This window comes from Sphingobium sp. TomTYG74 (assembly GCF_055393875.1).
Genome location: NZ_AP027341.1, coordinates 1,279,420 through 1,301,052 on the forward strand (window position 1 = coordinate 1,279,420; position 21,633 = coordinate 1,301,052).

General features: G+C 61.7%; 20 protein-coding genes. 5 read left to right on the forward strand and 15 right to left on the reverse strand.

The window, feature by feature from the left end; translation table 11 throughout:
* Window positions 1-76: 76 nt before the first annotated feature.
* The gene (locus ACZ5TB_RS06500; RefSeq protein WP_464792443.1) at window positions 77-1,249 is read left to right on the forward strand and encodes a GGDEF domain-containing protein; all 1,173 of its coding nucleotides are present in this window, start codon (window positions 77-79) and stop codon (window positions 1,247-1,249) included.
* Between the two features lie 54 nt (window positions 1,250-1,303).
* Here ACZ5TB_RS06500 and lpdA read toward each other — a convergent pair whose 3' ends face one another.
* From lpdA to ACZ5TB_RS06550, 10 genes are all read right to left on the reverse strand, one after another.
* Window positions 1,304-2,704, reverse strand: a complete 1,401-nt coding sequence (lpdA, locus tag ACZ5TB_RS06505) for a dihydrolipoyl dehydrogenase (protein ID WP_464779872.1) — start codon at window positions 2,702-2,704, stop codon at window positions 1,304-1,306.
* 110 nt (window positions 2,705-2,814) lie between these two features.
* On the reverse strand, window positions 2,815-4,059 hold the full coding sequence (gene odhB, locus ACZ5TB_RS06510; RefSeq protein WP_464779873.1) for a 2-oxoglutarate dehydrogenase complex dihydrolipoyllysine-residue succinyltransferase: 1,245 nt from the start codon (window positions 4,057-4,059) through the stop codon (window positions 2,815-2,817).
* 8 nt (window positions 4,060-4,067) lie between these two features.
* On the reverse strand, window positions 4,068-6,863 hold the full coding sequence (locus tag ACZ5TB_RS06515; protein WP_464792444.1) for a 2-oxoglutarate dehydrogenase E1 component: 2,796 nt from the start codon (window positions 6,861-6,863) through the stop codon (window positions 4,068-4,070).
* An 87-nt stretch (window positions 6,864-6,950) separates the two neighbouring features.
* Window positions 6,951-7,835, reverse strand: a complete 885-nt coding sequence (gene sucD / locus ACZ5TB_RS06520) for a succinate--CoA ligase subunit alpha (protein ID WP_449473339.1) — start codon at window positions 7,833-7,835, stop codon at window positions 6,951-6,953.
* Window positions 7,836-7,932: 97 nt separating this feature from the next.
* Window positions 7,933-8,895, reverse strand: a complete 963-nt coding sequence (mdh, locus tag ACZ5TB_RS06525) for a malate dehydrogenase (protein WP_464779875.1) — start codon at window positions 8,893-8,895, stop codon at window positions 7,933-7,935.
* 272 nt (window positions 8,896-9,167) lie between these two features.
* Complete coding sequence (zapE, locus tag ACZ5TB_RS06530) at window positions 9,168-10,280, reverse strand: cell division protein ZapE (RefSeq protein ID WP_464792445.1); 1,113 nt, start codon at window positions 10,278-10,280, stop codon at window positions 9,168-9,170.
* Window positions 10,277-10,738 carry a PaaI family thioesterase gene (locus ACZ5TB_RS06535; RefSeq protein ID WP_464779877.1) on the reverse strand — a complete coding sequence of 154 codons (462 nt, stop codon included), beginning with the start codon at window positions 10,736-10,738 and terminating at the stop codon, window positions 10,277-10,279. The genes zapE and ACZ5TB_RS06535 overlap by 4 nt, the downstream gene beginning before the upstream one ends.
* A 4-nt stretch (window positions 10,739-10,742) precedes the next feature.
* Window positions 10,743-11,531 (reverse strand): succinate dehydrogenase iron-sulfur subunit, encoded by a 789-nt coding sequence (locus tag ACZ5TB_RS06540; RefSeq protein WP_449473346.1) that lies wholly within the window; start codon window positions 11,529-11,531, stop codon window positions 10,743-10,745.
* 122 nt (window positions 11,532-11,653) lie between these two features.
* Window positions 11,654-12,436, reverse strand: coding sequence for a nucleotidyltransferase family protein (locus ACZ5TB_RS06545; protein WP_464792446.1), 783 nt, complete (start codon window positions 12,434-12,436; stop codon window positions 11,654-11,656).
* Between the two features lie 48 nt (window positions 12,437-12,484).
* Entirely contained in the window at window positions 12,485-14,071 is a 1,587-nt protein-coding gene (locus tag ACZ5TB_RS06550) for a peptidoglycan DD-metalloendopeptidase family protein (RefSeq protein WP_464792447.1), read from the reverse strand.
* A 173-nt stretch (window positions 14,072-14,244) separates the two neighbouring features.
* On the opposite strand from ACZ5TB_RS06550, the gene ACZ5TB_RS06555 reads away from it, so the two are divergent.
* The 4 genes from ACZ5TB_RS06555 to ACZ5TB_RS06570 all read left to right on the forward strand — a co-directional run bounded on the left by ACZ5TB_RS06555 (window position 14,245) and on the right by ACZ5TB_RS06570 (window position 18,439).
* Window positions 14,245-16,878: a helicase-related protein gene (locus ACZ5TB_RS06555; RefSeq protein ID WP_464792448.1), complete on the forward strand. Its 2,634-nt coding sequence runs from the start codon at window positions 14,245-14,247 to the stop codon at window positions 16,876-16,878.
* The gene (locus ACZ5TB_RS06560; RefSeq protein ID WP_449473352.1) at window positions 16,871-17,167 is read left to right on the forward strand and encodes an RNA-binding S4 domain-containing protein; all 297 of its coding nucleotides are present in this window, start codon (window positions 16,871-16,873) and stop codon (window positions 17,165-17,167) included. The genes ACZ5TB_RS06555 and ACZ5TB_RS06560 overlap by 8 nt, the downstream gene beginning before the upstream one ends.
* A gap of 84 nt (window positions 17,168-17,251) precedes the next feature.
* Window positions 17,252-17,590: a ferredoxin FdxA gene (gene fdxA, locus ACZ5TB_RS06565; RefSeq protein WP_196224094.1), complete on the forward strand. Its 339-nt coding sequence runs from the start codon at window positions 17,252-17,254 to the stop codon at window positions 17,588-17,590.
* A gap of 321 nt (window positions 17,591-17,911) precedes the next feature.
* Window positions 17,912-18,439: a CarD family transcriptional regulator gene (locus ACZ5TB_RS06570; protein ID WP_097091261.1), complete on the forward strand. Its 528-nt coding sequence runs from the start codon at window positions 17,912-17,914 to the stop codon at window positions 18,437-18,439.
* A 291-nt stretch (window positions 18,440-18,730) separates the two neighbouring features.
* Here the strand turns inward: ACZ5TB_RS06570 and ACZ5TB_RS06575 are convergent, their stop codons facing one another.
* The 5 genes from ACZ5TB_RS06575 to ACZ5TB_RS06595 all read right to left on the reverse strand — a co-directional run bounded on the left by ACZ5TB_RS06575 (window position 18,731) and on the right by ACZ5TB_RS06595 (window position 21,590).
* Entirely contained in the window at window positions 18,731-18,973 is a 243-nt protein-coding gene (locus ACZ5TB_RS06575; RefSeq protein WP_196224095.1) for a hypothetical protein, read from the reverse strand.
* Window positions 18,974-19,288: 315 nt separating this feature from the next.
* Entirely contained in the window at window positions 19,289-19,786 is a 498-nt protein-coding gene (locus ACZ5TB_RS06580) for an asparaginase domain-containing protein (RefSeq protein WP_464790593.1), read from the reverse strand.
* Window positions 19,787-19,853: 67 nt separating this feature from the next.
* Window positions 19,854-20,666, reverse strand: a complete 813-nt coding sequence (gene proC, locus ACZ5TB_RS06585) for a pyrroline-5-carboxylate reductase (RefSeq protein ID WP_464790594.1) — start codon at window positions 20,664-20,666, stop codon at window positions 19,854-19,856.
* Between the two features lie 9 nt (window positions 20,667-20,675).
* Window positions 20,676-21,182 carry a type III secretion system chaperone family protein gene (locus ACZ5TB_RS06590; RefSeq protein WP_464790595.1) on the reverse strand — a complete coding sequence of 169 codons (507 nt, stop codon included), beginning with the start codon at window positions 21,180-21,182 and terminating at the stop codon, window positions 20,676-20,678.
* Between the two features lie 108 nt (window positions 21,183-21,290).
* Window positions 21,291-21,590 (reverse strand): accessory factor UbiK family protein, encoded by a 300-nt coding sequence (locus ACZ5TB_RS06595; protein ID WP_464779885.1) that lies wholly within the window; start codon window positions 21,588-21,590, stop codon window positions 21,291-21,293.
* Between the last annotated feature and the right edge of the window lie 43 nt (window positions 21,591-21,633).

Sequence of the window (21,633 nt, forward strand, 5' to 3'; positions counted from 1 at the left end):
AAAGGCTTATACCGCCGCCCCAACGGCGGCTTCGTGCTGTCGATCTTCAGGGTAACAGCAGGTAAAGGCGGTCAGCATGGGAGAAAATTTCGCTTTCTTCCTGCCGATCATGATGGCCAGCTTTGGCATCGCGTTCCTGATCATCTGTAACTGGCACGTGCGAGCCGCTGCCTGGTGGAGCGCGGCCTTCTCCTGCGTCGCCGCAGGATTTGCGGCACCCGTTGGTTTTGCCGCAATCCCAGACCCTGTCTGGAGCATTATTGCTGATCTGCTGTTTGCCACCGGGTTCCTGCTTTTCGGTCAGGCCCTGTTGCAACGCTGGCGACCATCCTGGCTTCTGATGGCGCGGCTGATGATCTGGGGCGGCTCGATCCTGCTGTGCATCCTCGCCTATGCGATGGACAATCTGCCGCTCGAGCTGGTCGCCTCGGACTTTGGCTGCTTTCTCCTGATCGGACTTCCCCTTGTCGCGGCGAAGGATCACTTGCGTACAGGGGCCGATCGGACGTTGTTCGCCGCTGCGTCGCTCGTCGCATTGGATAATTTCGTTCGCGGCACCACTGTCCCGCTCACGCTGTCGGAGAATGGCGACTTCCTCACCAGCGAATATGCCTTTTTGATGCAGGCGCTGGCATGCATATTCGGCTTGTTTCTCGCGTTCGCTGCTCTTGCGACTCAGGTGATCGACATACTGAGCCGCTACCAGCGGGAAGCCATGGTCGATCCGTTATCCGGCCTGTTCAATCGTCGGGGATTCGATGACGCCATCCAGCGTAGGCAATCGGATGAGCTGCCCGCAGGAAGTCTCATTGTCTGTGACATCGACCATTTCAAGACCATCAATGACGAATATGGTCACGCATCCGGCGATCAGGTGATCCGGGCGCTTTCTCGTCTTCTGACCACAATGGCTCCGGAGGGCGCGGTCGTGGCCCGCTTCGGTGGAGAGGAATTCGTCCTGTTCCTGCCAGGCATCGATGCAGCACATGCGGCGGAGATCGCGAACAAGCTGCGCGAAGGCTTCACGACGACGATTGCAACGCAACTGCGGCTCAGCCGTCCATTGACTGCCAGCTTTGGCCTATCGACCACTCAACGCAGCGACACGTCAATCCACGACACCATCGCTCGCGCTGACGAAGCACTCTATGATGCGAAGGCGCGTGGCCGGAACCGCGTCTGCATCCGGCGCGCGCTATCCTCGCCAACCATAGCGGCGGCATCCACGCCACGCATCGCCAGCGCCTGAAAAGCAGAAGGGCCGCACAGCGGCGGCCCTTTCCAACTTCGCCAAAGGCGCCGATCACATGTGGATCGGTTTGCCCATGACCGCCATCGCGGCTTCCTTGATCGCTTCGCTATGCGTCGGATGCGCGTGGCAGGTATAGGCGATATCCTCGCTCGATGCGCCGAATTCCATCGCCTGTGCCGCTTGCGCGATCATCGTGCCAGCCACGGTCGCGATGATCCACACGCCCAGGACCCGGTCGGTTTCCGCATCGGCGATCACCTTCACAAAGCCGTCGGGCTCATGATTGGTCTTGGCGCGGCTGTTCGCCATCATCGGGAACTTGCCGACCTTGACCGCACCGCGTTCCTTGGCGGCTTCCTCGGTAAGGCCGACGCCTGCAATCTCAGGCTTGGTATAGACCACCGACGGGATCACCGCGTGGTTCACGATCCCGGTCAACCCGGCGATGTTCTCCGCAACGGCGATGCCCTCGTCCTCAGCCTTATGCGCCAGCATCGGGCCGGGGATCACATCGCCGATGGCCCAAACACCGGGGACCTTGGTCGCAAAGTCATGATCGGTTTCGATCTGTCCGCGCGCGTTGAGTTCAAGGCCGATCTTGTCCAGAGCCAGCCCGTCGGTATTGGGACGGCGGCCGATCGACACCAGCACGACATCGGCCTCGATCGTCTCCGAAGCCCCGCCCGCAGCGGGTTCAACCGTCAGGCTGACGCCCTTCTTATGCGCCTTGGCGCCCGTGACCTTGGTGCCGAGCTTATATTCAAAGCCCTGCTTCTTGAACATCTTGTTCGCTTCCTTGCGAACCTCGCCATCCATGCCCGGCAGGATCTGATCGAGAAATTCGACGACCGTCACCTTCGAGCCCAGACGGCGCCAGACCGAACCCAATTCCAGCCCGATGACGCCCCCGCCGATGACGACGAGGTGATCCGGAACCTTGTCCAGTTCCAGAGCGCCGGTTGAATCGACGATCAGGCCCTTGTCGTTGTCCACTTCGACGCCCGGCAGCGGCGTCACGGAGGAACCCGTCGCGATGATGATATTCTTCGCGGTCACAGCCTTGCCCGCAACATCGACCGTGTTCGCGCCGGTGAAGCTGGCCCGGCCCTTCAACCAGTCGACCTTGTTCTTTTTGAACAGGAATTCGATGCCGCCCGTTAGGCCCTTCACGGCATCCTTGCGCTGGCCCTGCATGGTATCCAGATCAAGGCTCATCTTGTCGATCTTGACGCCCAGCTTTGCGAGCGCGCCACCTGCGGCCTCCTCATAAAGCTCCGACGCGTGAAGCAGAGCCTTCGACGGAATGCAGCCGACATTCAAGCAGGTGCCGCCCAGTGTCTCACGGCTCTCGGCGCACGCAGTCTTGAGACCCAGTTGAGCCGCGCGGATGGCCGCGACATAGCCCCCCGGACCCGCGCCGATCACCAGGACGTCATAATCGAAGTCAGCCATCTCAATCTCCGTTCGCCCTGAGCCTGCCAGAGGGCATTACTTTTTCTTTCGTCCCCTAGAAAGGACAGGGCTTCTACAGGCTCAGCCCGAACGGAATGAAAGGTTGATCTTTAGAGGTCGATCAGCAGACGGGTCGGATCCTCGATCGCGTTCTTGACCGCGACGAGGAAGGTCACCGCTTCACGGCCATCGATCAGGCGATGGTCGTAGCTGAGCGCCAGATACATCATTGGACGGATGACGATCTGGCCGTCACGGACGACCGGACGGTCCTCGATACGATGCAGGCCCAAAACCGCTGACTGGGGCGGGTTGATAATGGGGCTCGACAGGAGCGAACCGAAGACGCCGCCATTGGAGATGGTGAAGGTTCCGCCCTTCATATCTTCCATGGTCAGCGTGCCTTCCTTGGCCTTCTTGCCAAAGCCGCCAATCGTCTTTTCGATGTCGGCGACGCTAAGGCTTTCAGCGTTGCGGATCACCGGCACGACCAGACCGTTCGGGGCCGACACGGCCACCGAAATATCGGCGAAGTCATTATAGACGATCTCGTCACCCTCGATCTGCGCGTTGACGCCTGGAATGTCGCGCAGCGCCATGCAGACGGCCTTGGTGAAGAAACCCATAAAGCCCAGGCGGACGCCATGCTTCTTTTCAAACAGGTCCTTATACTTCGCGCGCGCTTCGATGACATTTGTCATGTCGACGTCATTATAGGTGGTGAGCAGCGCCGCGTTATTCTGTGCTTCCTTCAGGCGTTTGGCGACCGTCTGGCGCAGGCGCGTCATCTTGACGCGCTCCTGACGACGGCTCGGGCCAGCAGCAGGCGCCTCGACAGCTGGCGCCGCGGCCGGTGCCGACGCCGTCGCCTTGGCCGTGCCCGCAGCCACGGCGGCCATCACATCATCCTTCGTCAGGCGGCCGTCCTTGCCGGTGCCCTTGATCTTGCTCGGGTCGAGTCCATGCTCCAGCACCAGGCGGCGAACGGCTGGCGACAGAGTCAGATTCCCACCCTCATCCTCATCGGCAGGCGCCGAAGTCGCAGGAGCAGGCGTCGCAGCCTCTGCCTTGGCAACCGGAGCGGAAGCCGGGGCAGCCACAGGCGCAGCGGCGGCAACGCCTTCGTTGATCATCGCCAACAGCGCGCCGACGTTCACCGTGTCGCCTTCCTTGGCGATGATGTCGCCCAAGGTTCCCGCGACCGGTGCGGGCACATCCACCGCCACCTTGTCGGTTTCCAGGCTGACGATCGGTTCATCGGCCTTCACCGCCTCGCCGGGCTTCTTCAGCCACTGACCAACGGTCGCTTCGGTAACGGATTCGCCCAGCGTGGGGACTTTGACTTCAGTTGCCATGAGCTGTGTCAGCCTTTCTTCTGGCGGCGGATTTCTTCACGAACGCTGTGACCCAGCGCATCGGCTACAAGGGCGCCCTGTTCGGCGACGTGGCGCTTGGCGAGGCCCGTGGCGGGCGAAGCGGCAGCCTTGCGGCCCGCATAACGCGCGCGCATCGGCGCCTTCCCTGCCTGCGCCAGCGCTTCCTCGACATAAGGTTCAACGAAGAACCAGGCGCCATTGTTGCGCGGCTCTTCCTGGCACCAGACCACCTCTTCAAGCTTCGTCATGCGCTTGATGCGCGTGGCCAATGCTTCCGTGGCAAAGGGATAGATCTGCTCGATGCGAAGGATCTGCACATCTTTATCACCTGCCGCGTCGCGCGCTTCCATAAGGTCATAGAAAACCTTGCCCGAGCACAGAACCAGCCGCTTCGTATCGGCATCCGCTGCGGCATGGGGATCGGACAGGATGCGTTTGAAATGCGTCTCACCCACAAAGTCTTCGGCCTTACTCACCGCCAGCTTGTGCCGCAGCAGCGACTTCGGCGCCATTATGATAAGCGGCTTACGGAAGGAGCGCAGCATCTGACGACGCAGGACATGGAAATAATTGGCCGGGGTCGTGATGTTCGCGACCTGGATATTCCCTTCCGCACAGAGCTGAAGGAAGCGTTCCAGACGCGCCGAGCTGTGTTCCGGCCCCTGCCCTTCATAACCATGCGGCAGCAGGCAGACGAGGCCGTTGGAGCGCAGCCACTTGGTTTCCGACGAGGCGATATATTGGTCGAACACGATCTGCGCGCCGTTGGCGAAGTCGCCGAACTGCGCTTCCCACAGCACGAGGCTCTTGGGGTCAGCCAGTGCAAAGCCATATTCAAAGCCAAGCACGCCATATTCGGAAAGCGGCGAATCCAGCACCTCGAAGCGGCCATGCGGCACGGTCGAAAGCGGGATATATTTATTCTCGCTGTCCTGATCGACCCAGACCGCGTGACGCTGGCTAAAGGTGCCGCGTCCCGAGTCCTGCCCCGACAGACGAACACCATAACCTTCCGACAGCAGCGAGCCAAAAGCCAGCGCTTCGCCGGTCGCCCAGTCGAAGTTCACAGCGTTCTTGAACATCTCCGCCTTGGCGTCGATCACGCGCTTCAGCGTCTTGTGGACGTTCAGACCTTCGGGAACGGTGGTCAGTGTCTTGCCCAGACTATCGAACAGCTTTTGGCTGATCGCGCTTTCCACATTCTGGCGGGCGGTTTCCGCGTCGGCTGGCTTGTGCAGGCCCGACCAGCGACCGGCGAACCAATCGGCCTTATTGGCCTTGTAGCTCTTTGCCGCCTCGAACTCTTCTTCCAGATGGTTGACGAAATCGCCCGTCACCTTGTTGACGAAATCATCGTCAACCACGCCCTCTGCCTTCAGCCGCGCCGAATAGACGTCGCTGACGGGAGGATGCTGGCGAATTTTCGCATACATCTGCGGCTGGGTGAAGCTCGGCTCGTCACCTTCATTGTGGCCGAAGCGGCGATAGCACCACATGTCGATCACGATGTCGCGATGGAAGGTCTGGCGATATTCGATCGCCAGTTTGCAGGCGAAGGTCACCGCCTCCGGATCGTCGCCATTGACGTGCAGGATCGGAGCCTGAACGCCCTTCGCCACATCGCTCGGATAAGGGGAACCGCGCGAGAATTGCGGGCTCGTCGTGAAACCGATCTGGTTGTTGACGATGAAGTGGATGCAGCCGCCGGTATTGTAACCGGAAACGCCGGAGAAGCCGAGGCATTCCCAAACGATGCCTTGACCAGCAAAGGCCGCATCGCCGTGGATCAGAACCGGCAGCACCTGCTCATGCTTTTCAAGGTCATCGCGGAAGGTCTGCTGCGCGCGGACCTTGCCCAGAACCACCGGATCGACGGTTTCGAGGTGCGACGGGTTAGGCACCAACGACATGTGCACCTTGATGCCGTCAAATTCGCGGTCGGTGGAGGTGCCGAGGTGATATTTCACGTCGCCCGAACCGCCGACATCCTCAGGGTTGGCGGTGCCGCCCGAAAATTCGTGGAAGATGACGCGGAAGCCCTTGGCCATCACATTGGCGAGCACGTTCAAACGGCCGCGATGGGCCATGCCGTAAACGATCTCGCGCACGCCCAGCGCACCACCATGTTTGATGATGGCTTCAAGCGCGGGGATCATGGACTCGCCCCCATCCAGACCGAAGCGCTTGGTGCCGACATATTTGCGGCCAAGGAACTTTTCGTATTGTTCGCCCTGGATCACCTTGGACAGGATCGCCTTCTTCCCCTCGGGCGTGAAGTGGATTTCCTTGTTCTTGCCTTCCAGCCGGTCCTGTAGGAACCGACGCTCTTCCACGTCGGCTATGTGCATATATTCCAGGCCGACATTGCCGCAATAATTGGCACGCAGGATCGCGACGATCTCGCCTACCGTGGCATATTGCAGGCCCAGAGTACCGCCGAGATAGATCTTTTTATCAACGTCGTTAAGGCCGTGATATTCGGGCGTCAGGTCGGCAGGCAGATCCCGTTGAACGAGGCCCAACGGATCGAGATTGGCCGCCAGATGGCCGCGCACGCGATAGGTCCGGATCAACAGCTGCGCGCGGATCGCGTCATCTGCCGCGCTGACCGCATCCGCGTCCGAAACCGGCCTGCCCGCAGCCTTGGCGGCAGCCTTCACCGCCACCTGCATCTGCGTCGGATCGAGCGCACCGGTCAGATCATCAGTGTCCGCCAGAGGCCAATTGGGGCGTGCCCAGCTCGGCCCGCGCTCCATTTCAAAGTCCTGGTTCTCGTAACCCATGCCTTAAGTCCCATGCCGACCGCGTGCAGTCGCGAAGCGGGTATCAAGACGGCCGGGGTGCAGCCCGGCCACCTTGTCTGCCTTTGCTTAGCCCTTCAGAACTTCGACAAGTGTCGAGCCCAGTTCGGACGGGCTGGCGGCAACCTTGATCCCGGCCGCTTCCATCGCCGCGATCTTGCTTTCCGCGTCGCCCTTGCCGCCCGACACGATCGCGCCGGCATGGCCCATGCGGCGGCCCGGAGGCGCCGTGCGACCAGCGATGAAGCCAGCCATCGGCTTCTTGCGGCCGCGCTTGGCTTCGTCGATCAGGAACTGGGCAGCCTGTTCTTCCGCGTCGCCGCCGATTTCACCGATCATGATGATCGATTCGGTGGCGTCGTCGGCCAGGAACAGTTCCAGCACGTCGATGAAGTTGGTGCCGTTGACCGGGTCGCCGCCGATGCCGACTGCGGTGGTCTGGCCCAGGCCCGCGTTAGTGGTCTGGAACACGGCTTCATAGGTCAGTGTGCCGGAACGCGATACGACGCCGACCGAACCCTTGGAGAAGATCGAACCGGGCATGATGCCGATCTTGCATTCATTGGGGGTCAAGACGCCGGGGCAGTTCGGACCGATCAGACGCGACTTCGAACCCGACAGGGCACGCTTCACGCGAACCATGTCCAGCACCGGAATACCTTCCGTGATGCAGACGATCAGGGGGATTTCCGCATCGATCGCTTCCAGGATCGAATCAGCCGCGAACGGCGGCGGCACGTAGATGACCGAAGCGTCAGCGCCGGTCTTCGTCTTGGCTTCGGCAACCGTGTCGAACATGGGCAGGCCGATATGGGTCGTGCCACCCTTGCCCGGCGTAACGCCGCCGACCATTTGCGTGCCATAGGCCAGCGCCTGTTCGGTGTGGAAGGTGCCGGTGGCGCCGGTCATACCCTGCGTGATGACCTTGGTGTTCTTGTTCACCAGAATGGACATGTCAGTCCCTTTGCATTCTGTGGACGTGGCACTTCAGATGAAGGCAGCATGTCCCAGGCTGCTCACTCACCTGGGACGCACTGGTGCAGCTCTTGGCTCAGGCGAGCGAGGGATCGATCCCCTTGCAGGCTTCCAGCAGTTCCTTGACCGCATCGACCGACACCTGGAGGTTCGCCTTGGCTTCGTCGTTGAGCTCGATCTCGACAACCTGCTCAACGCCGTCCTTGCCGATGATCACGGGCACGCCGACATAAAGATTATCGACGCCATATTGGCCGGTCAGATTGGCAGCGCAGGGCAGCAGACGCTTCTTGTCGCCCAGATAGGCTTCAGCCATTGCGATCGCGCTGGTGGCCGGGGCATAGAAGGCCGAGCCAGTCTTGAGCAGCGCGACGATCTCGCCACCGCCCGAACGGGTGCGCTGTACGATGGCGTCAATGCGCTCCTTGGTGGAACGGCCCTGCTTGATGAGGTCGGGGACGGGAATGCCTGCGACGGTCGAATATTCGATCACCGGGACCATCGTGTCGCCATGGCCACCGAGCACGAAGCTGGTGACATCCTTGGCCGAAACATTGAACTCTTCCGCGAGGAAATGGTTGAAGCGCGACGAGTCGAGGACGCCGGCCATGCCGACGACCTTATTATGCGGCAGGCCGGAAAATTCGCGCAGCGCCCACACCATCGCGTCAAGCGGGTTGGTGATGCAGATGACGAAAGCGTTGGGGGCGTTGGCGGCGATGCCCTCACCCACGGCCTTCATGACTTTCAGGTTGATGCCCAGCAGGTCGTCGCGGCTCATGCCCGGCTTGCGAGCGACACCAGCGGTGACGATGATGACGTCGGCGTCCTTAATGTCGGCATAATCGTTGGAGCCGGTGATCTTGGCATCGAAGCCTTCGACCGAAGCGCACTGCGACAGGTCAAGCGCCTTGCCCTGAGGAACGCCTTCCACCACGTCGAAGAGGACGATGTCGCCCAGACCCTTGAGAGCGGCGAGATGCGCGAGCGTACCACCGATATTGCCAGCGCCGATCAGCGCGATCTTCTTACGGGCCATATGCAATCATCCTCCAAGCACGGAAATTGGGATTGCCCGCCCGCTTAAGCTGATCTCATTAATGATTCAACCAACTAAACGGGGTTTGGGAGATTTATCTTTGCAATTCATTCGCAGTTGCATTAATGGCCTTTTCGCCCCTGTTCGTTACGCGCTCCTACCCTGGCGCTGACTTGTCCCGCAGCGGCCACCTGCCGGGCGCTTCCCCTCAGAAGGAAGCGTCCGGGCCATTTTCAATAGGATGAATGAGTACCCCGCAGCGCCGAACGGCGTTATTTCGGGCCGTGCCCGAGGGCGAGATAGTCGTCCGACTGCATTTCCATCAGCCGCGACACCGTGCGTTCGAATTCGAACGCGCCATCGCCACGCGGATAAAGCTGTGCGGGTTCCGCATCGGCCGCCGCGAGCAGCTTGACCTTATATTCGTACAAGGCGTCGATCAGCGTGACGAAACGGGCGGCTTCGTTGCGGTTTTCAGGCCCCAGCACCGGGATGCCGACTAGGATGACGGTATGAAAGCGCCGCGCGATCGCAAGATAGTCCGGCGCGCCGCGCGCCTCCGCACACAGGCGCTTGAAGGAAAAGACCGCAACGCCCTTCAGGCTCTTCGGCACATGCAAGGTGCGCCCACCCTGCACCTCTATGTCCTCCACAGGAACCTTCGCCCGATCCTCCACCGGATAGTCAGTAAGGCGGAAGAACGCCTCGGACAGCGCCTTGGTCGCCGCTGGACCATTGGGCGAATGCCAAAGCTGCGCGTCTCCCAAACGGTCCAGCCGGTAGTCGGTCGGTCCATCGAGGGTCAGGACGTCCAGACGATCCTTGATGAGGTCGATGAACGGCAGGAAAAGCTGACGATTAAGGCCATCCTTGTAAAGTTCATCCGGCGCGCGGTTGGAAGTCGTGACGACCGTCACCCGTTTGTCCAGCAGCCCGGTGAACAGACGTGACATGATGGCGGCGTCCGCCATATTATTCACGACCATCTCGTCAAAGCAGAGCAGCCGCGCTTCTTCGGCGAGCGAGTCCACAACCGGAGGGATGGGATCGCCCTTCTCCGCCTTGCGGACCTCGGCAAGCCGCGCATGCACGTCGAGCATGAATTCGTGGAAATGGGCGCGCTTCTTGCGCTTGACCTGAACGGTGTCGAAGAACAGGTCCATCAGCATCGACTTGCCCCGGCCGACACCGCCCCACATGTAGAGGCCGCGTGGTGGCTCAGGCGCCTTTCGCAGCAATTTCCACAAGGTCGACCCGCGAGGAGGAGCCGCTTCCAATTCCTGCTGAAGCGTGTTCAGCCGTGCTGCGGCGGCCTGCTGGTCCGGATCAGGGCGCAGTTCCCCGGCCGCGACGAGCACGCGATAACGCTCGATCACGCTGCTCATTTGGGGACTGGCACCTTGCGTACGGTAGCGGTGGAGGAAGCGACAAGCGCGTCGTCCTGATGAAGAGTCAGGCGCATGAAGAATAAGCGCCCGGTTTCCTGCAGCACCTCGACGTCGGCGCGCAGCGGCTGGCCCACTTTCCCGGAGCCGCAATATTGCATGGACAGATCGACAGTGACGGCAGCCGCCTGTTCGGGACGTCCCATGGCCGCCAGCGCCGCAAAATAGGCATGGTCGGCAAAGGCCGCGAGAAAGCCGCCATGCAGCGCGCCGTTGCGATTGGCGTGCGACTGGCGGGTTTCCAACACCACCGTGGCGCGGCGTTCACCATCACCTCGCGAATAGCTGGGGCCGACCGATGTGCTGAGGAATGTCTCCGGAACCGGATCGCTCCAGCGCAGCCAGTCAGCCCAAGGGCCTTCCAGCACCCGGCTTACAGGACCAGCCTCGTCGCTCACTGCATCAAAGCTGCCGTTCGACCATCATCTTCTTGGTCTCCGCGATCGCCTTGGCAGGGCTGAGACCCTTGGGGCAGACATTCGCGCAGTTCATGATGGTGTGGCAGCGATAGAGACGGAAGGGATCTTCCAGCTCATCGAGACGCTCGCCAGTATATTCGTCACGGCTGTCGGCCAGCCAGCGATAGGCCTGAAGCAGGATCGCCGGGCCGAGGAACTTGTCGGAGTTCCACCAGTAGCTCGGGCAGCTGGTCGAGCAGCAGGCGCACAGGATGCACTCATACAGGCCGTCCAGCTTTTCACGGTCGGCGGGCGACTGGAGCCGCTCCTTGCCGCTGGGCGCGGGGCTGACGGTTTGCAGCCACGGCTTGATCGAATTGTACTGCGCATAGAAATGGGTGAAATCGGGAACGAGGTCCTTGATCACGTCCATGTGCGGCAACGGCGTGACGCGCACTTCCTTGCCCGCGCACTCCTCGATCGAGGTGGTGCAGGCAAGGCCATTCTTGCCGTTCATGTTCATCGAACAGGAACCGCAAATGCCTTCGCGGCAGGAGCGACGGAAGGTCAGCGTCGGATCATATTCATTCTTGATCTTCAGCAGCGCGTCGAGGACCATCGGACCGCAATTGTCGAGGTCAATCTCGAACGTGTCATAGCGCGGATTCTGACCCGAGTCGGGATCGTAGCGATAGACCTTGAAGCTCTTGACGTTGCTCGCACCGTCAGGCGCCTTGTGGGTCACGCCCTTACCGGAAATCTTGCTGTTCTTGGGCAGGGTGAATTCGGCCATGGTTTAAGATGTCCTCCGTCCGCGCCAATAATTATATGGGGGCGCGCGCATGAGGCCCTTAGCGCCTCGTTCCACCATTTGCTACCCATCAAAGCAGCAAAAGCATGAAGCGATTTTGACGCTTAGGCGCGGTCGCTCAATATCTGTTCGATCAGCACCACATCCTCAACCTTGTCCGCGTCGATGCAGGCTTCCGCTTTGCGCATGGGCACCAGTCGGGCGACGAGGCCAAAGCGGCGGCCGATGCGCGCTACGCCGCCGCGCAGTGTTGAGAGGCGCAGCATGGCACCGAGCAAGGCGATCGGCCCGAACGCGGCCAGTATCTTCCAACCCTTTTTGCGGTCCTGCTCCACCTCTTGCCAGAGCGAGATGACGGCGCGCGCTTTCGCACTGCCGAACCAGAAGAGGTTGGCGCCGGACCACCAGCCGTCCCTGAATTTGAGCCAGGTCCGCCGCGACGAGGGATAGCGGGCAAGCGAGGTCGCCCGTTCGACCATCGCCACCGCAATGTCGGCCCCTTCTGCCTCGGCCACAAATTGGTCGAGCATGGCGGCGTCGAGCAGAACATGATCCGCCGTGGTGACGAGCAACGGAAAAGGGAGGTCTGGCCGTTCCAGGAGGCCCAGCAATGTGGACGCTATGCCACTTCCGCTCTGTTCGAAGCGGACGCGCGGGTCTTCGCCGAGCCAGGCTGTGGCGGGGTCGGCGCAATATAGCTCCGGGGTCTGGGTGAGAATGACGACCTGTCCGACCGACGGACGCGCAAGCAGCGCCCGCGCGGGGTAATTGATCATCGGCTCGCCCGCCACAGGCGCGAGAGGCTTTACCGCGACACCGGCTGCCTGCGCCAGAGGATCGGAACCGGGGCGCGATCCGGCGAGCAGCAGGGCGGTGATCTTGGTCATGGAGGCGGGTTAGCGAAGCGGCCCAATTACGGGAAGCGGCTAAATGCTCTACAGGGTGGGCGCCGCAGCCTGTGACTTGTTCTGCGCGATGGTCACCGGCACGCCGACGCGCAGGCTCTTCAACTGCCTCAGCCGGTTCCGGAAAGCCGCCAGTTCTCCCCCGGCAAGTTGAGCCGTCGTGGTGAATTTGACCGAAAGCGGGTTCACCGTTCGGCCGCTGCGGTACAGTTCGTAATGGAGATGCGGGCCAGTCGAAAGACCGCTTGAACCAACATAGCCGATGACCTGCCCCTGACGGACGCGCTGTCCATAGCGCGCGGCGATGCGGCTCATATGGGCATATCCGGTGGCAAGGCCGTTGCCATGTTCCAGCCGGACATAATTGCCATGACCGCCATGGCGTCCTGAATAGGATACCACGCCATCGGTCGCCGCATAGATGGGCGAGCCATAGGCGGCGGCGAAGTCGATGCCCGCATGCATGCGCGTATAGCCAAGGATCGGGTGGCGGCGCATACCGAAGCCAGAGGACATGCGACCCTGCACCGGCGCGGACAGCACGCCGCGCCGTTCCCCGACGCCGGATGCCTCGAACCATTGGCTGCGGCCGTCGGTGGTCCATTTGAGCATGTCGATGCCCCGGCCGCTGGCACGGTGCAGGCCAGCGAACAACAGGTCGCCTACTTCGACATCGCCGGTTGCCGCCCGGCGATATTCGGTGATGATGTCGTAGCGGTCGCCGCTGTGGATCGAGCCCAGATCGACCTGCTGCGCAATGACACGCAGGAAGCTCTGAATCGCCTTGGGCGGTGCGCCAGCCGCACGCGCGGATTGATAGATGCTGTCGCCGATCACGCCCTGAATGCGCAATGGCGTGTCATCGACATGGATAGCCGTGCGCTTCACTTGCAGCAGCCCGCCCACCCGATTGATCTCCAGCGCGAGGTCGAGCCGGGCGCGGAAGGCGAGATGGTCGAGCGGCCGGGGCATGTCGCGGCTCGCGCGGCGGCCAAGCACGATGTCGAGCGGCGTGCCCGGCTTCAGGCCCTTGGCTATATCGCCGCTGGCGAGCGCCATGACCTGAGCAGCGTCCGCATTGCTGACCCCCGCCCTCGCCAAGGCCCGGCTAAGCGAATCACTTCCACCTATCTGCGCGCGCAATTCGATCTGCGGACGTTCGGGCGTTTCGCGCAGAGGCTGGACGGCATCGGTCGGCCCCATCCGCCGACCACTGTCCGCGCCCATGGCGAGCGGCGTGATCATCTGGCTGCGCACTTCCTCGAACTGCGGCTGAGCGAGCAGTGGCTCCGGCTCGCCGGGCAGAGGCTGAACGCCGGGGGAGAGGTAGAGCGCCGATGCGCAAAGCCCAAAGCAGGTAGCAAGCCCGCGAAACCATGTACGGCTACCCACTCGCTGGCCAAGATCGGGGACCAGTTCGACCTCATCAGCCCAGTCGCGCAGGCGGGTGCGCCAGTCACGCGCATCGGCGGTCGTAAACGGCCCCTTGCCGATGGCGTCAGTCACCCAAAGGGAAGCGGATGCGCCCCCCTGCTGAGGACTGAACTGGCTACCGTGAAACACTTGAAAAAGCCCCCCACGGGCTGAAATTTCGCCCGACCCCCGCCGCGCGTTCATGGGCATTGTTGTGAACGCATAGGGTTAAAGTCAAATAAAGACGGATTTTTTAACCATATTCAAGCGACGAAACGTGCCCTTCAGCCGTTGAACAACGCAAGCTGCATCGCTCAAAGGAGAATCGCGCCCCTCCCCTTGCTCTCGCTGCACTCATCCCCGACATAGAGAGGATCATGGCTCCATTCGCCCGATCGCCCGTCACAGCCGTGCTGGGTCCCACCAATACCGGCAAGACGCATTTGGCCGTCGAGCGCATGTGCGGTCATTCCAGCGGGATGATGGGCTTTCCGCTTCGATTGCTGGCGCGCGAAGTGTACGATCGCGTCGTCGCCATCAAAGGTCCGGGTCAGGTCGCGCTGATCACCGGGGAAGAGAAGATCGTCCCTCCGGGCGCGCTCTATTATCTTTGCACGGCCGAATCGATGCCGATCGGCGTAGGCCGGGAGGCCGGAGCCAACGGCCTTGGCGACTTTGCCTTTGTCGCGCTGGACGAGGCGCAACTGGGCTCCGATCCGGAGCGTGGGCACATCTTTACCGACCGACTGCTGCGGGCGCGTGGTCGGGAGGAGACCATGATCCTGGGGTCGGCCAGCATCGGCCGGGTGGTGAAAGCACTGGTGCCGGGAGTGGAAATCGTCAGCCGCCCGCGCTTTTCCACGCTGTCCTATGGCGGGGCGAAGAAGCTGTCGCGCCTGCCGAAGCGATCGGCTGTCGTCGCCTTCTCGGCCGAGGAAGTCTATGCCGTGGCGGAGATGCTGCGGCGTTTTCGTGGCGGCGCTGCTGTCGTGATGGGGGCGCTGTCGCCCCGCACCCGCAATGCTCAGGTGCAGATGTTCCTGAATGGTGAGGTCGATTATCTGGTCGCTACCGATGCGATCGGCATGGGGCTCAATCTGGATGTCGCCCATGTCGCCTTCGCTTCCCTGCGCAAGTTCGACGGGCGGCGGACGCGGCGGCTGACCGTATCGGAAATGGCCCAGATCGCGGGTCGGGCCGGGCGTCATCACAAGGACGGGACCTTCGGCAGCCTTGGCCATGAAGATGGTGACGCGGCCTTCACGCCCGAAGAGATAGAGGCGATCGAAGCGCATCGCTTCCCGCCGGTCGAGCAACTCTTCTGGCGCGAAGGTCAGCCCCGCATGGACAGCGTCAACCGCCTCATCATGGAGCTGGAGACGCGGCCCGACCGTGACGAATTGCGTGCGGCACCCGAAGCGGTGGACCTGGCCGTGCTCCGGCGGCTGTCCGACGATCCACTGGTCATCGACCGGGTCAAGGGGAAGAAGGCCGTCGAAAGGCTGTGGGCCGCATGTGGCCTTCCCGATTTCCAGAAGCTGGGCGCGGAACATCATGCGCGCACCGTGGGCCGTATCTGGCGGTTCCTGTCCGAGGGTCAGGGCCACATTCCGCGCGACTGGTTCGCTCAGCAACTCGCGCGGCTCGATTCGGTGCAGGGCGACATCGATACGCTGTCGGGGCGGATCGCCGCCGCCCGCACCTGGTCCTATATCGCCCACCGCCCCGACTGGTTGGCGCATCCAGCCGAGATGGCAGAGCGGACCCGCGCGCTGGAGGAAAGGCTTTCCGACGCCCTGCATACCGCGCTGACGCAGCGTTTTGTCGATCGCCGCACCGCTGTACTGTTGCGCGACATGGGGCAGGATGCCAGCAATTTGCCCGTCGATGTGGAGCAGGACGGGACGGTCTGCGTCGATGGTGAGACGATCGGGCGACTTGACGGATTTCGTTTCTCGGTCGATCCGGCTACGCGGCATCAGGATAGAAAGATGCTGCTGGCGGCGGCGGAGCGCCGTCTTGGAAGGATATTACGAGTGAAGGCTGACGAATTGCTGGGCGCGCCCGACACGGATTTCGTGCTGATGGACGAGCCGGGACAGGCGCCGGGTATCGGTTGGCAGGGCAATGCCGTGGCGGCTCTGCTCGTCGGCCCATCGCTGCTGGCGCCAGAAATCCGGCTTGATCGCGGCCTTCTGGCGCTTGGTCAGGATGTGCAGAAGCAGGTCAGTGCGCGTCTCGCCCTTTGGGTGGAGGCGCAAAAGGAAAAGCATCTTCTGCCCTTGGTGAAGATGGCGGCCAGCGCGGCCGATCCGGCGGTTCCTGCGGTGGTGCGGGCCGTGTTCGCCCAACTGGCCGATGCTGGCGGGGTCATGGCGAGGACCGATCTCGATTCGGCGCTCAACCATCTGGAAAAGGATCAACGCCACCTGCTGCGTCGTGCGGGGATCGATATCGGAGTGCTCGACATCTATCATCCGGGCCTTCTGAAGCCCGGAGCGGCACGATGGCGCGCGGCGCTGCTGGCGGCGCGCATCGCCAAACCATGCCTGCCCCTGCCCCTGCCCGGCCTGACGCTTATCCCGACGGGTGAAAAGGCGGAACAGATGGGTGCCCGGATCGCCGGCTTCCGCGGCTTCGACGATCAGATGCTGCGAATCGACATGGCGGAGCGCATGGCCCGCGCCGCCCATGAAGCGATCGCGAAGGGCGAGGCCTTCACCGCCCAAAGCCCGCAGATCGTCTCGCTCGGCCTTAACGAACCTGCTTTCCTGCAATTGATGCGCCTGGCTGGGTTCCGCCCTGTCGAGCCAGCGACCGAGGGCGGGGCGAACTGGACCTTCCGTGGTCGGCAAAAAGCGCGACCGGATCAGCAGCAAGTCCGTGGACCTAACCGGCGCAGCGCTCCTGCGCGTGGCGCGCCTTCCCGCCCCGCTTCGACTGGTGCGGCGGCGCCAGCGGGCAACAATGCCTTTGCGGGCCTGGCGGAGCTTCTTGGCCGCAATGGCTGAAGGCGCACCCCTCGGCAATCATGGACCGAGCCTGCGCATCGACAAATTCCTGTGGTTCGCCCGGCTCGCCAAAAGCAGGTCGGTGGCGCAGAAATTGGCCGAAGAGGGTCATATCCGCCTGAATGGCCGCCGCATCGAGCGCGCCCATTCGCCCGTGCGCGCGGGCGATCTCATCACATTTCCTCACCCCAGCGGGGTACGCGTGGTCCGCGTCGTGGAACTTCCGGGACGCCGGGGGCCAGCGCCAGAAGCTCAGACATGTTATGAGGAACTGAAGCTGGGCGATTAGGGAGACAAAAATATCCTCATTGACCTTCGCGCGCGCCGGGCATAGCAGGGCCGCCGCTGTCGAACCCCTATAGAGTGCTGATCCATGACCTATGTCGTGACCGACAACTGCATCCGCTGCAAATATATGGATTGCGTCGAGGTCTGCCCCGTCGATTGTTTCTACGAGGGCGAGAACATGCTGGTCATCAATCCCAACGAGTGCATCGATTGCGGCGTGTGCGAACCTGAATGCCCTGCCGAAGCCATTCTGCCCGATACGGAGAATGGTTTGGAGAAGTGGCTGGAACTCAACACCAAATTCTCGGCTGAATGGCCCAACATCACCGTCAAGGGCGATGCGCCTGCCGACGCTGACGAGATGAAGGGCGTCGAGAACAAGTTGGAGAAGTTCTTCTCGCCCGAGCCCGGCTCTGGCAGCTGATCGGATGCGGCGGCGACGAGCAGGACGGCGCGTCCCGATCCTGAAAGTCCATCATTGTCGATCATGATATTGATGCCAGATCGTCGCTGACAAACTACCCCTAGCGTTTCGGCATGAGGCCCACTCCCGGATTTTGCGTCTGGGGGTGGCAATTTTGTTACGAATCTGCTAAATAAGGGTCAAGAGGCGGAAACGGTCGCATTCCGTCCTGGAGTATTTGCTCATGTCCTGACGGTGGCGCCGTGGAATCCTCGGCTTGTGCTACTCTGCGCATCTGTGACGCGGCGATATCCGTCTCCGGTAGAATTAGAAAGGTTTCAAATGGCTGCCAAGGCGCTGTCCTTTGACGTTGGTGATTATGTTGTTTACCCCAAGCACGGTGTTGGCCGGGTGGTCGAACTGCAAAAGGAGCAGATCGCGGGCATGGAATTGGAGCTTTACGTGCTCCGGTTCGAAAAGGAGCGCATGACGCTCCGCGTGCCGACCAACAAGGCCGAAGGCGTCGGCATGCGCAAGCTGTCGTCGAACAAGACCCTGGAAGAAGCGATCGAAACGCTGAAGGGCAAGCCGAAGGTCAAGCGCACCATGTGGTCGCGCCGCGCGCAGGAATATGAAGCGAAGATCAATTCGGGCGACCTGGTGTCGATTGCCGAAGTGACCCGCGACCTGTTCCGCGCCGACGATCAGCCTGAGCAGAGCTATTCCGAACGGCAGATTTTCGAAGCCGCGTCCAGCCGCCTCGCTCGCGAATTGGCTGCGATGGAAGAAACGGATGAGCCGAGCGCTCTCAAGAAGATCCTGCGCATCCTGAATGAAGCCGCGCCGAAATATGCCAAGGTGGAAGGCTGAACGAAATTCAACCGAGCCGACAACGGCAGGTGAATGAACTTAGAAAGGGCGCTCCGATCTGGAGCGCCCTTTCTTCTGCCCGCTGGAGCTTCGAGCTTTAAAATCAGCCCTACCTTGTTTTACCATTCGCCCTGAGCCTATCGAGCCGAAGGCCGGCGAAGCCAACGGCTCTACTTCTTTCAGAAAGAAGGGGCTTCGACATTCGAACGAGGCAAGTGACTCGTTCGGACAGCCCGAACGGGGTTGAGGGATTCGGATAAAAGGCATGCCGCTCTAATAGAGCTGTTCGGCTTATTCACCCTTCGCGCTGTCGGCTGCATCCTTGGCAGCGCTTCCAACATCGCTCGCGGCTTGGCCGACCTGCGTGGCAGCGCTCTCGACCGCGCTATCCTTGCGCGTCTGACTGCTGATCAGGAAAAAGGCGGCAATCGCCACCACCACTACCAGCAGCAGCACCGCAATCGCCGTGCCGCCACCGCCGCGCCGCTCAACTATCGTAGTCGTCGTCGCTGGACGCTCCTGATAATCGGCCATGAATATCCTCCTCATCGTTACGCCACCCGCACGAATAATGCGCAATGGCGGAGGCGGTTCCTGGATCATGCTCAGTCGGCGCGACGACAGCCTATTTCTCGCGCAGAGGCCGCAGAAGGCGCAGAGAAAAATCTGCATTCCCGTGCGCGCTCTGAGCCTCTGCGGGCTCTGCGCCAATGATATTCACGCGGAGGCGCGGAGACGCGAAGATGACGTTAAAACAACGGCCTCACTCCAGCGCCAATCCCTCCTGATACGGTAAGCGGTCCGCAGCACTGGCAGAAGGCACCGCAAAGCTGATGCCGATATCGGCGCTTATCGCGGGACGAACGCGCCTTTTGATCGATCCTTGACGACCTGATCCGCCCGAAACACCGATCCGCTCATGCTGATGTAGATACCAGGATCGGCAATCTGAGCTGTCGCGAACGCCATGCCGAGGTTGAAGCTGGCGTCGCTCTCGCCAAAGCGTGCAGGGGCGAGAGCGCCGACAAGTACGATCGTCTTGCCCTTCACGCCCTCAAGAGCCTTGGCTGTCTCCGTCATGGTGTCCGTGCCATGGGTGATGACAATATGGCTTTCCGGCGCTGTAATCACCCGCTCGCGGATCAGCGTCCGGTCGGTGTCGTCCAGCTCCAGACTATCCTTGCGCGTCACCTCTTCTATTCGAAAGGGACGCTTCACCCCGCCAATCTGCAACAACTTGGCGACGACGCTTTCGCCGACCTTATAGTCCGACAAGGCATCGAAATAGATTTTGTCGATCGTCCCGCCCGTCGTGAGAACCAGGATCGGCGTATTCACAGCCAGCATGGCGAACTCCCCAACTTAGGCAGGTGCATTCAGTCTAAACGCGCCACCATCGCATCGGAACCGCGGATCAGCGCGCGCGGGCGATTTCCTCGCCCCGGTCGCGGGCGGCAGCCAAGGTGTCGGTGAGGAGTTTCAACAGCCGATCATCCGCGTCGAGGACGTTCAACCCTTCGCGCGTCATCCCGCCGGGGCTAGCCACGCGGTCGGCCAGTATCGCCGGACTTTCGCTTGCTTGGGCAGCAAGGCTCGCAGAACCTTGGACGGTGGCGAGCGCCATCCGTGCGGCCTGATCGGCTGAAAGTCCAATCGCTTCCCCTGCACGCGCGAACGCATCGATAAAACGGAACAAAAAGGCCGGTCCACAGCCTGACAGGGCGGTCAGCGCGTTGAATTGCCCTTCGTCATCGATCCATTCGGCCGTACCTAATGGCTTTATAAGCGCGTCCACTTCGCTGCGGATTGAGTGGGACACCGCGCCGTCGGCGTACAGTCCCGTGACACCCTGCCCCAAAGCTACAGGCAGGTTAGGCATCGCCCGAACAATGTCCTGAACCACCGGGAAACGCTGCCGCAGGTCCGCAACCGGGGTCCCGGCCAATATCGAGACAATGCGCGTGTCAGCCACGCAAAGCGGCGCAAGCGAGGCTGCTACATCGTCTAGCTGATAGGGCTTCATTCCCAACAGCACCGTCGCATGCGCTGGCAGCGATGCAGGATAGTCTGTCACCACCCGCACCCCGTCCGCGACAGCACGGCCGCTCGGCCGCAACACGGTGACGCTCGCCGGATCAAGACCGCATGCCAACCATCGGGCGAGCATTTGCCCAGCCATGTTGCCGCAGCCGACCATGAACAGGTGCGCGGGCCAAGCTTGTGTCATGGACAATCCTCAGGCTTCGCCGCGCGTCTCGATCAGGCTGGCGGAAATCGCCTCCGCGGGGCTCTTGCCGCCCCATAGGACGAACTGGAACACAGGATAGAAGCGCTCGCATTCGTCGATCGCGGTTTCGACCAGTATCTGCGCCTGATCCAGCGTCAACACGCCCCCCGCGCCCAGCAGAGCGCCGTGCCGGAACAGCACGATGCCGCTCGACGACCAAAGCTCGAAATGGCCTAGCCAAAGCTGCTCGTTGATCAGGCCCAACGTTTCGTAAATCGTCGCCCGTTTCTCTTCCGTCACGCGAATGTCGGGCAGAGCCAGCAATTGCAGCACCTGATCTTCGTCGCGCCAGATGCCGCGAAGCTCATATTGCGCCCAGCTACCCTGCGTGCTGGCGACGATCTCATCCTCGCCAACCTGATCGAAACTCCACCCATTCGCTTCGAAATAGGCGGCCAGCATATCGATCGGCGCGGCCTCCTGGCCGCCATTTTCAAATTCGTCGCTGTCCATCATTGGCTGGCCATAGAGCATTTCCCGGCGGCAAGGAAACCACCGACTGAGGGAAACGCATCAAAATAGGCGATCGTTGCAGAAAACCAACGGACAGGCGGCGAAGCCTGCTTATTCCGCGTCGCCTGCCTTGGGCTTTGGCGAGCGGACGGTCTTTGTCACTGGTTCAGCCGACCGGCCTTCCAGCGCGTCGATCCGGGCCTTCAGCAATTCAACCTCTTCACGGGCCGCCGCCGCCAGCGCCTTTAGGGCATCGAATTCGTCGCGGCTGACGAAATCCATGCCGCCGATCCACTGCTTGGCCTTTTCCCGGGCGTTGGTTTCAAATTCCCGGCTCATGCCAGCGACTGTTCCCGCAGCGCCGTTCACCAGCTTGGCAAGGTCGTCGAAAAAGCGGTTTTCGCTCTGCATGATCTGAATGTCCTTGTTTGCTGGCGCGCAAATGTGCGCCACG

Bases quoted from the DNA above. Each gene is read 5' to 3' on its own strand.
- zapE (WP_464792445.1), bottom strand. From the start codon at position 10,280: ATGAGCAGCGTGATCGAGCGTTATCGCGTGCTCGTCGCGGCCGGGGAA.
- ACZ5TB_RS06575 (WP_196224095.1), bottom strand. From the start codon at position 18,973: ATGGCCGATTATCAGGAGCGTCCAGCGACGACGACTACGATAGTTGAG.
- ACZ5TB_RS06515 (WP_464792444.1), bottom strand. From the start codon at position 6,863: ATGGGTTACGAGAACCAGGACTTTGAAATGGAGCGCGGGCCGAGCTGG.
- lpdA (WP_464779872.1), bottom strand. From the start codon at position 2,704: ATGGCTGACTTCGATTATGACGTCCTGGTGATCGGCGCGGGTCCGGGG.
- ACZ5TB_RS06590 (WP_464790595.1), bottom strand. From the start codon at position 21,182: ATGATGGACAGCGACGAATTTGAAAATGGCGGCCAGGAGGCCGCGCCG.
- proC (WP_464790594.1), bottom strand. From the start codon at position 20,666: ATGACACAAGCTTGGCCCGCGCACCTGTTCATGGTCGGCTGCGGCAAC.
- ACZ5TB_RS06545 (WP_464792446.1), bottom strand. From the start codon at position 12,436: ATGACCAAGATCACCGCCCTGCTGCTCGCCGGATCGCGCCCCGGTTCC.
- ACZ5TB_RS06595 (WP_464779885.1), bottom strand. From the start codon at position 21,590: ATGCAGAGCGAAAACCGCTTTTTCGACGACCTTGCCAAGCTGGTGAAC.
- sucD (WP_449473339.1), bottom strand. From the start codon at position 7,835: ATGTCCATTCTGGTGAACAAGAACACCAAGGTCATCACGCAGGGTATG.
- ACZ5TB_RS06580 (WP_464790593.1), bottom strand. From the start codon at position 19,786: ATGCTGGCTGTGAATACGCCGATCCTGGTTCTCACGACGGGCGGGACG.
- mdh (WP_464779875.1), bottom strand. From the start codon at position 8,895: ATGGCCCGTAAGAAGATCGCGCTGATCGGCGCTGGCAATATCGGTGGT.
- fdxA (WP_196224094.1), top strand. From the start codon at position 17,252: ATGACCTATGTCGTGACCGACAACTGCATCCGCTGCAAATATATGGAT.
- ACZ5TB_RS06500 (WP_464792443.1), top strand. From the start codon at position 77: ATGGGAGAAAATTTCGCTTTCTTCCTGCCGATCATGATGGCCAGCTTT.
- ACZ5TB_RS06555 (WP_464792448.1), top strand. From the start codon at position 14,245: ATGGCTCCATTCGCCCGATCGCCCGTCACAGCCGTGCTGGGTCCCACC.
- ACZ5TB_RS06570 (WP_097091261.1), top strand. From the start codon at position 17,912: ATGGCTGCCAAGGCGCTGTCCTTTGACGTTGGTGATTATGTTGTTTAC.
- ACZ5TB_RS06540 (WP_449473346.1), bottom strand. From the start codon at position 11,531: ATGGCCGAATTCACCCTGCCCAAGAACAGCAAGATTTCCGGTAAGGGC.
- ACZ5TB_RS06560 (WP_449473352.1), top strand. From the start codon at position 16,871: ATGGCTGAAGGCGCACCCCTCGGCAATCATGGACCGAGCCTGCGCATC.
- odhB (WP_464779873.1), bottom strand. From the start codon at position 4,059: ATGGCAACTGAAGTCAAAGTCCCCACGCTGGGCGAATCCGTTACCGAA.
- ACZ5TB_RS06550 (WP_464792447.1), bottom strand. From the start codon at position 14,071: ATGAACGCGCGGCGGGGGTCGGGCGAAATTTCAGCCCGTGGGGGGCTT.